Raw genomic sequence first — 11762 nt, 5'->3', positions numbered from 1 at the left:
AAAAAAAAAAAACCCCCCCCCCCCCAAAAAAACCATTTTTCCCCGCGCGGGGGGGGGGGGGGGGGGCTGTTTGGCCTGCCGGGGACGCGAGCAGTGCCCGCACCAGCCGGTGTCCTCGCGCAGATATCCGGGCCGGCTGCAACGGGGACATGGATCCTTGGCGGCGTCGCGTTCGGACTTCCGCAGGCAAGTGCGGCAGAGAGCAGAGGATTTACTCCGCACCGGGTGCCCGCATGCGGTGCATACGCGAGAGCAGGTGATGCACCGGCCTGTGTCCTCCTGGAGGACACGCTGCTGTCCACACCGGGGACAAGCGGCACGGGCCGCGGCCTCTTTCTGCCGGGCGGTGCAGCGGCAGCAGTAGCGCCGGTCGATGAAGCCGACCGGTGCTCCGCAGCCGGTGCCGTCGCGCTGTTTCACTCCCACTATGCCCTCCTCTCCGGGGCAAAGGGGAGGCATCGAACGGCCCTGCGCGGAGACTGCCTTCGACAGGTCGGCGACCGGCCGAATCGGGGCCGCGGGACGTTCGACGGGGGTGGTGTCGACCTCGAAGAGGTCGTTGGGGGTGCAGTCCAGCGCGGTGCACAACGCGATCAGAGTGGACATCTTCACCTGGGAGGGCTCTTTGCTGAACAGTGCAGACACCGAGGCGGAGGACATTTGCAGCCCGGCACGTTCGGCCAGTAGCCGCTGCAGCTGGGTGCCGGTCCAGACCTCGCGCTGGGCGGCGGCCATCCGCAGGCGCTATCGGATCTTCATGCGGAGCTGTCCTCCTCGGCGGTCAGCCCGCCGAGCGTGGTGGTCACCACGCGGCGATAGGCATCCTCGATGAAAGTCGCGGAGGGACGGACGTATCTCATGGTTGAGCTGACCGACCGTCCAGTGACCAAGGAGCTGCTGCATTGCCACCAAGTCCACACCACGCTCGTAGTTATGGGTCGCGCAGGCACTCCGAAGGGCATGCGGACTGAACCGGTCGGCTGCCGGGCGGCCTTCGAGATCCATCAGATAGCGCAAACGGTTGCGGATCGTCCCGCGGTGCAGACTGCCTCCGGACTCGTCCGCAAACAGCACCGGTGAATCGGGAAACTTCCCGCGGACGTCGTCGAGGAACCAGTGCAGGACGAGGTCGAGCCCGTCCACCATCGGCATCCAGCGCGGCCGGGGCCCGGAGGTGCGGGCGCCTTTGCCGAACCGGACATGGAGTTTCCCGAACGGGCCCCGCGTGAAGTGGAGGTCCGGGCGGTCCAGCAGCGATGCCTCTTCCGAGCGCAGGCCCCGGCGTGATAGAGGGTTCGGAACATCGCGTAGTCCCGGGCGGCGGGCGCGTACTTGCGGCCCGTGGCGATGGCCGTGAGGTGAGTCTGCTGGCTGATGCTGTCCGGAGGGAGGCGTTCGCGGAAGCGTCACGCTTCCGGGGAGAGTTCTACGAGTGCCTGACCGCCCGGCGCGACGAGTTGTTCGAGCTGGTGGACGCGGTGCTGTGTGCTGATGGTGCGGTGAGGTCTCCGGTGGACCTCACGCTGGTGCCCGAGCACCGTCGTGGGCACGGAGCACTGTACGGAGCCCTCAACCACGGCCGGATCGACCTCGACAGGCTGCGGTCCCTGCTGGCCGACATGCCCCTGCCGCGCTTCGAGGGCGGGCGTCTGGTGCTGGCGGTCGACGTGTCGCCGTGGCTGCGGTCGGACGCACCGTGCTCGGCGGACCGGCTGTTCTGCCATGTCTACGGGCGGGCGAAGTCCGCGTCGCAGTTCATCCCGGGCTGGCCGTACTCCTTCGTCGCCGTCCTGGAGCCCGGCGCCACGTCGTGGACTTCGGTCCTGGATGTGGTCCGTCTGGGGCCCGAGGACGACGCGACCGCGGTCACTGCCGCCCAGTTGCGGGCCGTGGCCGAGCGGCTCATCGCGGCCGGTCAGTGGACGCCCGGAGACCCGGACATCACGATCGTCATGGACGCCGGCTACGACGTCACCCGTCTGGCCTGGGTGCTGCGGGACCTGCCCGTCGAGCTGGTCGGGCGGATCCGCGGAGACCGGGTGATGCGTCTGCCGAAGCCCTCGCCCGAGGAGTACGCCCTGGCATATCCCCAGGGCGGCAGGCCGCCGAAGCACGGGCCTGAGTTCCGCTTCGCCAAGCCCGAGACCTGGCCCGAACCGGCGGTCACCACGGCCACCGACACGGTGAACTACGGCAAGGCGGAAGCCCAGGCCTGGGACCGGGTGCATCCGAGACTGACCCACCGCTCGGCCTGGCTGGAGCACGACGGTGAACTGCCCATCGTCGAAGGCACCCTGGTCCGGTTGAAGGTCGAGCACCTCTCGAAAGAACGAGAGGCCCCGCCCGTGTGGCTGTGGTCCTCAAAGACCGGCGCCACCCCGGCCGACGTGAACCTGTGCTGGCAGGTGTTCCTCAGGAGATTCGACCTCGAGCACACCTTCCGCTTCGGGAAGCAGACCCTCGGCTGGACCACCCCCAAGGTCCGCACTCCGCAGGCAGCGGACCGCTGGACCTGGCTCCTGGTCGTCGCCCTCACCCAGCTCCGCCTCGCCCGACCGCTGGCCACCGACCTCCGCCGGCCCTGGGAGCAACCGGCCAAGCCCGACCGCCTCACCCCGGCCCGGGGCCGCCGCGGGTTCAGGAACATCCGCGCCCTCCTCCTCTGCCCAGCCAGTGTTCCCCAACCCACCGGAACCGGACCCGGACGACCTCCCGACTCGAAGAACCGGTGGCCCGCCACCCGCTAGGACGTCGGCAAAACCGTCAAACGCCCCGAGACCCTCAAGGCCATCGGCAAGCCCGGAAGATCCTGGTAGATAAAAAACAAGCCCAGTACCTGATCCTGATCCGTTCATGACATATAGCTGTTTGGGCAGAGTCGGGCCTGATGGGGCAGGCTGTGGGGCACTGCCGGTTTTCCTTCGTTCTCCCATGCCACGATCCAGCTTGAGACGTCTCGGAATGCGATCTATTGGAGGCCTCGATGCCGCCTGTCCAGGTCTACGTCGACCGCGGTTACAACGGAGCTTCCGCGCTCCTGGAGGAGGGTTCCTACGATGTCCTGAAGCAGTTGACTGGCGAGCCCAATGCCAGCGCTATCAGCTCTCTTCAGGTGACCGACGGATACCAAGTGACCCTCTACACCGATCGTGACCTCAGGGGAACCAGCACGGTCCTCACCTCTGGCACTCCCTGGGTAGGCGACGGCCCTAACGAAAACGTAGGATCGCTAACGGTTGCCAAGAAGGGCGCCTATGCTCCGGCTCCTTCCAGTCGTTCAGCCGGACCCCTCGTCAGTTTCCGTACGGCAGAAGGACACTTGGTCCCGCAGGATGATATCGCCTTGCATCCGATCAACTGGTAACGGGGCCTTCCCCCGGTGTGTCCGTTGAGCCGGCCGGACACCTATGTGGACCTGCGTTTCTGGGGCATCGGCAGGCTGTGCGGCTCGGACCGGAGGGAGTGCGTGGGGGAAGTGCGGTTGGCGGTCGCGGTGGTGACTGCGGTCACCTGATCCATGCATGACAAGGTTGGTCGGAGGGGCGAGGACTGGTCGGGGTTCCGGGGGACGTCCCTCGTTCTGGCGAAGTGAAGGATGTGGGGCTGCAACTGGAGCATGTTGTGCCAGAGTGAGGAGCGGGTGGTAGGTCGGGGGCGGTTGGTGGCGGGGAACTCGGTCAGTCGCGGGTGTGTTCGCGGGAGGCCGGCTGGTTGGCCCGGCGGGACTGTCGGCGGGTGATGCGCCTGGTCATGAGGGTGATCGCGGCCCAGGTGATCAGTGATTCGGAGTGCTGGACGAGGCGTTCGTAGTCTCGGGCCTGTCTGCGGGCGTGCATGACCCAGACGTGCGATCTCTCGACGACCCAGCGGCGGGGAAGGACGACGAATCCGACGGCGTCCTTGGGTCGGCTCACGGTCTTCGCTGTCAGGTTCAGGTACTTCTTCGCCCAGGTGACGAGCTGTCCGGCGTCGGCGGAGTCGGCCCAGACGATCGTGATCTCGGGGTGCATGAGGCGCAGGCGGAAGAGTTCTTCCTTGGCGGCGTCGCGGTCGGTCATGTCGGCTGGGGTGACCATGACGAACAGCGGGAGGCCTTTCGTGTCTACGACGAGGTGTCGCTTGCGGCCGTTGATTTTTTTGGCGGCGTCGTAGCCTCGGGAGTCCTTCCCGACGGTCTCGGCGGCTTTGACGGACTGGGATTCGATGATGGTGGCGACCGCTCCGGGTGCCCGGCCCATGTCGCGGCGGACGCGTTTGCGTAGGTGGTCGCGGATCTGCCCGATCACGCCGGCTGCTGCCCAGCGGGCCATGGCGTTGTAGCAGGTCCGCCAGGGCGGATAGTCCCGGGGCAGGGCCTTCCACTTGCAGCCCGTGTCAACGACATAGCGGATCGCGTCCACGATTTCCCGCCGTGGGTGTTTCTCGGGCCGGCCTCCTCGTGGTAGCTCGCAGGCCGGGACGGGTAGCAGCGGTTCGATCAGGGCCCACTCGTCGTCGAAGGTGTCGGAGGGGTAGCAACGGCGGCGGGCCATCGGCCACTCTCCTTCTTCAAAGGGGGGCCCGGCCGTTTCGTGGCCGGGCCCCACCTGTCATGCGTCGGCGTAGTAGGCGATCACATCGAGCGTGGACTCGACGGAGTTGAGCTGGGTGTTCAGGTGCCGGATCCACCGGCCCTTGGGTTGCAGAGCGGAGTGCGGAGCGACGACGCCTGTGATGAACCTGCGGATCTCGGTGAGCTTGGCGCGGATGACCGCGACCTCAATAGGCCTGGAGCTGATGTGGGTCGGAGCAGAACCGGTAACCGTCCGGCCTGGTCCAGATCAGCGGGGGCCAGCCCTGTTCGGTGATGATGTCCCGGAGGCTGGCAAGTCCCGCGCGGGCCTGGGACGGGGAAAGTTCGCTGGAGCGGACCAGCTGGCCGAAGGCCAGACCGGCAGGCCGGGCCTCGGAGAGAATCGTGCGGACGGTGTTGGCATGCCGTTCGGCCGCGGCCGAACGGCGCCGCGTGGCGCGCGGCATGCCACTACTCGCCTTGCAGCAGACGGGCCAGTTCTCCGTCGACGTCGACCTTCCCGGTGTCGACGGCCGTTTCGATCCAGTCCAGGGTCGCCCTGACGCGGGCGACGTTCTCGTGGACGATCACGCGTTCGTCTTCGCTCAGCTGACGGTCCCGCAGGCCGGGGACGACCCGGCCGGAGGCCGCGACGAACGCGTGGCAGGCTGTGATCAGGTCGAGGAACTGGACCGTCCGGTCGATCCGTTTCACTGCCGGCGCGACGAGGCTGGTCCGCTTGAAGTGTTCCCGGGCCTGCCGGCCGCGCTCGACCTGGTGGCGGGCGGTGTCATCCGACATCGCCTTGAAGGCGAACGTCCGGCCTGCGCAGCAGGCCGGTGGTGACTGTGGCCGCGACGTGTTCGTCTCGGGTCAGTTCCTCCACGGCCCTCACCCGGTCCTCCTGGCGGATTGGGCCACGACGGTCGGCCGTTTGAGCAGGTCGCTGGTGACGGCCGCAGCGACTTTCTCGTCCTCGACCAGGGTGTGGACCGCGCTGACGCGGTCGTCGGCACGGACCTGGGCGACGACCGTCGGCCTGCGCAGCAGGTCGCCGGTCACGACGGCGGCCACCTCCTCGTCCTTCGCGAGGGTGTGGATCGCGCTGACCTTCTCCTGCGGGGTGACGGGCCGCTGGACCTACCGGCCGACCCTGCGGTTCGCCTCGTCCGGCGTCCACCGGCCCCTCGGCTTCGGCGGGTTCAGGACCGCGGCGAACCGCTCTTCCTCGTTGTCGATCGAGGCCAGGATCCGGTGGACGGTGAAAGACACGGAGGCCTGACGATGTTCGACGGGCCACCGCGAGGAAACCCACCTCGCGTTCCTCACCGAGGAATAGGCCAGGCCGATGTCCTCGGCCAGCCGGAACAGCGAGCCCTTGACCGTGAACAGTTCCTCTCCGCGTTCCTGGGCCCCGTATGAACGGGCGGGCTCGATCTCCAGGGCGTAGTCACCCACCGTGAACTGACCCCGGCTCTGGGCCTCCACGATCTTGCGCAGCTCCGCCACGATCTGCTCGTAGCGGTGGACGCTGACGCTGCCGACCTTGTCGGCACTCTCGGTGTTCTCGGGCATGGTCATGTTGCTCACCACCCTGAGCGGGCCAGGGCACGGCCCCTCGGCCATGACAAGACACGGCCCGCTTCCAGGCTGAGAGTCGGGCCCGTCCAGCGAAGATCACAATGAATGACCGCAAAGAGACGGAGTCTGACCGAATGTCCCATTGGGTGGCGTTCGCAAAACGGTCACTGTGACCGTTCCCCGAACGATTCCTTCCGAGCCCTCCAGGCCCTCATCACACACCGCCGGGAACAGAAAACGGCATCCGAGCGACGGTCCGCTCCGGCTACCCAGGCCGTCCCGCACTCGGGACACGTCGCCCGGCCGACCCCGCTCAACTCCGCAGCCACCCGCCGCTTCAACCGGCGTACTCGGCGCCACTGCCTGGCACGGCAGGCAGTCGAGCAGAACCGTGCGTCCGGCCGCGCCCCCGGTCCCAACCGGTTGCCACAGCCCTCACACACCCGCTCCCCGAGCCGCCCCAAGCCTTCGGACACCACCTCAGCCTAGAGCCCAGAACTCCTCCACGACCCGGATATGGAACAGGTAGTCTGGCGCGAGGGCCAGGTCCACGAGCGTACGGACCGGCCCATCGGTGCACAGCAGGGCGTCGCACAGCTCGAACAGGGCGTCGCTTCTGGAGACCAGGCAGGCGTACAGCTTCGACCGGAACTCCGCCACCACCGTGCACCCGTCTCGTTGAACGCTGTGCTCGACCAGTCCCACGATCCCGGCCTCCGTGCTGCGTTGTCGCTGAGCACAGGATCGAACGAGGGCCCCTCACACATCCGGTGAACTGGGGAAATCCCGACCAAGTTCGGGTCCCGTTCGACGGCAGACCATAAACGACTTCCCAATCAGGAAGTCAAGCCGCCACGGTGACGGTTGGTGCGGCTTGATGGCATGCTCCGTCGCGGATCATTGCCCACAGAACTTTGGCTCGACGTCGTGCCAGAGACAGCACTGCCTGCTTGTGTCCTTTTCCCTCAGCTCGCTTGCGTTCGTAGTACGTGCGTGATGCTGGGCACGATCGCAGGCTTGCCATGGCGGATAGGTAGAAGGCTCGCAGAAGGCCGCGGTGGTAGCGGCGGGGCCCGCGCATGTTGCCGCTGACGCGGCCGGAGTCGCGTGGCACCGGGAACAGGCCGGCAAACGCGGCGAGGCGGTCAGCGGTGCCGAAGGCTTCCATGTCCCCGCCGGTGGCGGCGATGAATGTGGCCCCGAGCATGGCACCCATACCGGGCATGCTCTGGATCACCTCTGCATGCGAGTGCTCGTGAAACCGGGCCTCGAGGAGCGCGGCGAGTTCGGCAATTTCCTCTTCGAGGGCCATCACCCCCTTCGCGAGGCGGGCCACCATCGAGGCCGCTAGTTTCTCACCGGGCAACGCGGTGTGCTGGGCCTGGGCCGCCTCGACGAGGCCTGGGCGATGGTGTCGGGCGCCGCGGGCCTTGCGGTTCTTCAACCAGGCATCGATCCGCATGGCACCGGCGCGGCGGATCGCGGCTGGGGTCTGGTAGCCGGTCAGCAACATAACCGGCCCCTTGTTCGTCAGGCTCAGCGTCCGCTCCAACGCAGGAAAGATTTCGAGGAGTTGTTCCCGGAGCCGGTTGATCTGGCGGGTCGGGTCGTTGACGAGATCGGTGCGGCGCCTGACCAGGATCTTAAGGTCGACTGCTATCTCGTCGCCTGGCCGGAGTGCGCCGAGGTCCTTCCTCATGCGGGCCTGGTCGGCGATGACGAAGGCGTCCTTGGCGTCCGTCTTGCCCTGGCCTCGGTAGGCGGCCGATGCCTGGTGAACGGCCAAGCCGGTGAGGTAGACCATCGGCTGGTCATGGCCGAGCAGGAGACCGATCAGCAGGGCGGCCCCGCTGTGGTTGATGTCGACCGCCCAGAGCACATCCTCGGAGAGAGCGAGTACGTCGCTGATCAGCTCGAGCAGCTGTCTCGTAGTTGAGGACACGCCGTGACAGCAGGCGTTCGCCTTCCGTGTCGATCTCCACGCAGTGGTGGCGTTCCTTGCCGATGTCCACGCCGGCCCAGATCTGGGGCACGGTCACCTCCGCCAGCTCCTCCTCCAACAGCAGTCCCGCAGACGACCTCGCCGACGTTGTCCTACACAGCGATCGAGTCGCATATCCCAATCAGCGGTCGAGGCGTCGCGGGGGTCCGGGCGGCCAAGTCATTTGAGCCATCCAACGGCGACAAGCTCACAGCCACACCCAGAGCCCCTGGGGTCCGACGATCTTACGAATGACCGCCTCAGGCCCACGTCTGGAAGGTAAGACAAGCTAAGGAGCTCGGGGCCGAGCTCGCCGGCCGCCCACAGCGACGAAGTGGCCGAACTCGACGCCCGGATCGAAGCTCGCTTCCGCCGGCGCAGGGACGCCGAGGTCATCCTCAGCATGCCCGGCATGGGGCACAGCACCGGCGGCGACCTTACACGCCTCCGGTACTCATGCAGACCGAGGCTGGAGAACGAGCCATTCAGTGATTCTACCTATGGCGCATTTTACAATATGGCTATGGTTTCATGGGCCGCTCACAGCGCAATCCCCTCAGGGAAGTCTTTTTGGGATTAAAGTCCTGCCCGAAAGTGTGGCTCCCCTAGCTGGGAGCTTATGCGGATGAGGGTCGACGCACGTGAGCGCTGCTTGTTGACGCAAGCGACCCGTTCCGTCAATTCGGGGAGCTTGCTGGGTTTGTGGCCATCTGTAGAGACGAGTTGTGTCTCCAGTCACGGATGAACTACCTCGACCGAGGGGGGGCATGCTTGCGCCGCCGCGCGAGCCCGGCTGCCGCCAGCACTCGCTTGAGCCGCTTGACAGCCGGCATGGGGAAGTTGCCGATGCCGTTCGTCGTTGAGACAGCCCTCACCCACCTTGGCCCCGCACCTGGAGCCGCACCGGCCTCCGCGCCCAAGGTGGTGACCGGGTGGCATAGCTGCGGCGGTGCAGGGGGTGTTGTCGGGGTGGGTAGCGGCGTCGTTATTGGTGAGGGGATCCTGGTCCGCTCGTGGTGACATTTTGGTGCGGTCTGTTAGGTGTCATTGACGTGCACGGCTGCTGGATACCTACGTGTGTTCTCTATGGCCTCAGAGGGGGCGCGTCACGCCATGTATCCGGCGATGAGGATGAGGGCGCCGCCGAGGCAGGAGAGGATGAAGGAGAGCTGGACGTGGCGGTGCTTTTCCAGGCGATCTTGCTCATGTTGATGAGTCGGTTGCTGAGGATCGGCAGCATGTCCTGTTGGTCGAGTTTCTGGGCGAGTGCTGTGGGATCCCAGAACTGTAGGTGGCCGAAGTAGGTGAAGTGGTCGGGTGCCTCGGCTTGTAGTTGCTTCCGGCTGCGTAGTCGAGGGGCGACGACGGTGATTGTGCAGAGGGCCCCGGCCATGACGAGGAAGATGCCCGCCCATAGTGGTGCGAGTACGCGGAGGCCGGTGAGGTTGTCGAAGATGTGGCCCTTGTCGGAGAGTGCCACGATGCCGGCGACGGCGGCTGACTCCACGGCGCGTGCGAAGGATGCCCCCTTGGTGTCGACGCGGGCTGTCCATTCGCCGAGCGCCTCGTGGATTCGCCGTGCGGTGTCGCGGGGGTCTTGGGCTGTCATGGCTTCGACATCCACGAGGAATTGTAGATGGTGATCGTTTCGCCGCCGACCTCGCGTGTGTAGGGGCCTTCCCACATGAGGCGCTTGTCTACGCCACTGCTGTACTTCGTGTGCTCGGCGATCTTGTTGAAGACAGCTTCTGTGACGTACGTACGGTGGTTGCCGTTCCTGATGTCGCTGCGTGGGCACCAGGACCAGAACCCCGCCCCCCGCGCGCGACGCGCCCGGCGGTATGCACCCCCATCAGGGTCTTGCCTGTCCCGCAGGCCGACGCGCCGTTGCCCGCAGCCCCGCCCCGGCGACATCCTGCGCAGGCATGCGCTCCAGGGCACGCGCCGCCGCGTCCACGGCCTCGACCTGATGAGGCCGCAGCGCCCGACCGCCTGTCATCCTGACAACTCCCTGACGTACGGCGAGGGGACGGACCGGACCCGTCCCTTCCAGCGGTGGAGACGGTAACGGACACAGCCTGTGGTCCTTCGAGTGCGTTTCCGGCACCGTTGCTGTTCGCTCGTCGGCCGGGGCCGGGGCCGGGGCCGGGGCCAGGGCGCCGGCGTTGTTCGGCCGGTGGTTGCGCAGGCGGTGGGGGCGCGGAAGGCTGGGAGGGCACTGTGGGTGCTTCCAGGGGCGGAAAGCCGTTCGTGCCGCGGTTGGGGTGGAGTTCGTGCGGTCCGTCCGGCCTGGGCAGGCAGGGTGGTGGGGGAACGGGTCTTCGTCTCGTGCCCGGTGGCCGTTCTCCGGCTCTGCCCCAATGGGTGCCCGAATTTCCGGTTCCCCCGGGGGGGATCTGGCATATCTTTTCCAGGCAGCCGAGTGCTTTTCCGGTCTGCCTCCGGGGCGGTTCGTTTTCGGTGAGTTTTCCGGTGCCATGCCGCAAACTGCAACGACACCGTGGAATGAACCGCCCCGTTCATTAGTGCAGTCGGGTATGGGAGTTGGTTCCTGCGGCGCGTTGCGCCCGTGTACTGCTGCCGGTAGTGGGCGCTGTCGTGCCGCTGTGTGATGAGGTCACTGGATGTGTCGGGCAGGTTCCCGCCCTCTCCTGCCCCTTTCCCGTCCTCTCTCGGTGTCGTGGCCCGATGTGCCGCCCTTTAGATCCTTTTGCTTCTGGCTGTGTGGGCCTACGGTGTTCGCAGGGTGAGGCGGGAGCGGCTCGATCGGTTTCCGCCCGTCATGGTCCGGGGCTGCCAACCGCCTCAGCCGGATGCTTTCGCTTATCGCCTTCGTGATGACCCGGAAGCAGGCTCGGGATCATGAAGGTTAATTCTTGCTGATGAGCGTCAGAGTCTGAGGCCATGAGAGTCCGGTTCATGGAAGTCTCCCGTGCATGCGGGAGCCCCCGGCCAGCCCCCTGGGGGCTGGCCGGGGGCTCCCGGCGTGGTCAGCTTCAGATGACCCTGATGGCCTCAGCCTGCGGGCCCTTCTGGCCCGGAACGACATTGAACTCCACTCGCTGACCCTCTTCCAGCGAACGGAATCCCTGCGCCTCGATGTTCGAGTAGTGGGCGAACACGTCGTCACCGCCGCTATCCCGTGCGATGAACCCGAATCCCTTTTCCGAGTTGAACCACTTGACGGCTCCGGTTTCTACATTTGCCATTTTAGTCCTCCAAGGACTTGAATTCGGCCCCGCCTTGCACGGAGGCCGGTAGTGATCGCCCTGGCCCTCAAGGTCTGCTAACAGCAAGGCCGCCGCGAACTCCCGCTCACCGCAACCGGGTACTCCGGAACCACGACAGGCAGCCCCTCCACGTTACGGAGAGTCTCCACCATCACGGCAACACTATAGAAGCCTATGCTTCCGCCTGGATGCCTGAAAGGGTGGCTCATCGGGCAGTTCGCGTCGCGGTTGCTAGAGGGCGTTTCAGGCCTTGTTCATCCCAGATTGCCGGGTGCGGAGGGTGGTTCATGCGCCGCGCCATGTGATGTCGTTGAGGGGGAGGGCACGCCCAGCTTGCCGAGTCTGCGCTGCTGCTCCTTGTTGAGCTGGTTGAAGTCCCGGCGTTGGGTGGCGAGCCAGCGTCCGATGTCTTCGCCGT

At 66.3% G+C, this 11762-nt stretch carries 8 protein-coding genes and 4 pseudogenes; 1 reads left to right on the top strand and 11 read right to left on the bottom strand.

Translation table 11 applies throughout. From position 1 onward, the window contains the following. Nucleotides 1-735 (bottom strand): helix-turn-helix transcriptional regulator (locus AB0D66_RS33325; RefSeq protein WP_362310921.1); only part of this gene is annotated, 735 nt, incomplete at its 3' end. Nucleotides 736-744: 9 nt separating this feature from the next. Beyond that, nucleotides 745-1410 (bottom strand): site-specific integrase, encoded by a 666-nt coding sequence (locus AB0D66_RS33320; protein ID WP_362310920.1) that lies wholly within the window; start codon nt 1408-1410, stop codon nt 745-747. Between AB0D66_RS33320 and AB0D66_RS33315 the strand changes: the two are divergent. Then, a pseudogene (locus tag AB0D66_RS33315) lies at nt 1359-2744 on the top strand (NF041680 family putative transposase); the annotation flags it as partial. The gene AB0D66_RS33320 and the pseudogene AB0D66_RS33315 sit on opposite strands and share 52 nt — an antisense overlap. 933 nt (nt 2745-3677) lie before the next feature. On the opposite strand, the gene AB0D66_RS33310 reads toward AB0D66_RS33315, so the two are convergent. From AB0D66_RS33310 to AB0D66_RS33270, 9 genes and pseudogenes are all read right to left on the bottom strand, one after another. Next, nucleotides 3678-4532 (bottom strand): IS5 family transposase, encoded by an 855-nt coding sequence (locus AB0D66_RS33310; RefSeq protein WP_362310919.1) that lies wholly within the window; start codon nt 4530-4532, stop codon nt 3678-3680. 57 nt (nt 4533-4589) lie between these two features. After that, nucleotides 4590-5019, bottom strand: a pseudogene (locus AB0D66_RS33305) (RacP protein). Between the two features lie 4 nt (nt 5020-5023). After that, a complete protein-coding gene (locus tag AB0D66_RS33300) occupies nt 5024-5353 on the bottom strand; it encodes a DUF6192 family protein (RefSeq protein WP_362310918.1) in 330 nt (109 codons plus the stop codon). After that, on the bottom strand, nt 5343-5438 hold the full coding sequence (locus AB0D66_RS33295; protein WP_362310917.1) for a hypothetical protein: 96 nt from the start codon (nt 5436-5438) through the stop codon (nt 5343-5345). Before AB0D66_RS33295 ends, AB0D66_RS33300 begins: the two co-directional genes overlap by 11 nt. 5 nt (nt 5439-5443) lie before the next feature. Then, nucleotides 5444-6127: pseudogene (locus tag AB0D66_RS33290) on the bottom strand (DUF6192 family protein). Between the two features lie 486 nt (nt 6128-6613). Then, on the bottom strand, nt 6614-6838 hold the full coding sequence (locus AB0D66_RS33285) for a hypothetical protein (protein ID WP_362310922.1): 225 nt from the start codon (nt 6836-6838) through the stop codon (nt 6614-6616). Between the two features lie 139 nt (nt 6839-6977). Next, nucleotides 6978-8166, bottom strand: a pseudogene (locus tag AB0D66_RS33280) (IS110 family transposase). A gap of 1032 nt (nt 8167-9198) precedes the next feature. Beyond that, nucleotides 9199-9738 carry a Pycsar system effector family protein gene (locus tag AB0D66_RS33275; protein WP_362310916.1) on the bottom strand — a complete coding sequence of 180 codons (540 nt, stop codon included), beginning with the start codon at nt 9736-9738 and terminating at the stop codon, nt 9199-9201. A 1372-nt stretch (nt 9739-11110) separates the two neighbouring features. Continuing rightward, complete coding sequence (locus AB0D66_RS33270; protein ID WP_362310915.1) at nt 11111-11323, bottom strand: cold-shock protein; 213 nt, start codon at nt 11321-11323, stop codon at nt 11111-11113. Between the last annotated feature and the right edge of the window lie 439 nt (nt 11324-11762).

Origin of the sequence: Streptomyces sp. NPDC048270 (assembly GCF_040652335.1) — a bacterium.
In the GTDB taxonomy this organism is placed as follows: Bacteria; Actinomycetota; Actinomycetes; order Streptomycetales; family Streptomycetaceae; genus Streptomyces.
This window is presented reverse-complemented; position numbering and strand designations above follow the sequence as displayed.

What these genes read in the sequence shown, in the direction of transcription:
- AB0D66_RS33300 (WP_362310918.1), bottom strand. Translation starts at nt 5,353, where the DNA reads ATGTCGGATGACACCGCCCGCCACCAGGTCGAGCGCGGCCGGCAGGCC.
- AB0D66_RS33310 (WP_362310919.1), bottom strand. Translation starts at nt 4,532, where the DNA reads ATGGCCCGCCGCCGTTGCTACCCCTCCGACACCTTCGACGACGAGTGG.
- AB0D66_RS33270 (WP_362310915.1), bottom strand. Translation starts at nt 11,323, where the DNA reads ATGGCAAATGTAGAAACCGGAGCCGTCAAGTGGTTCAACTCGGAAAAG.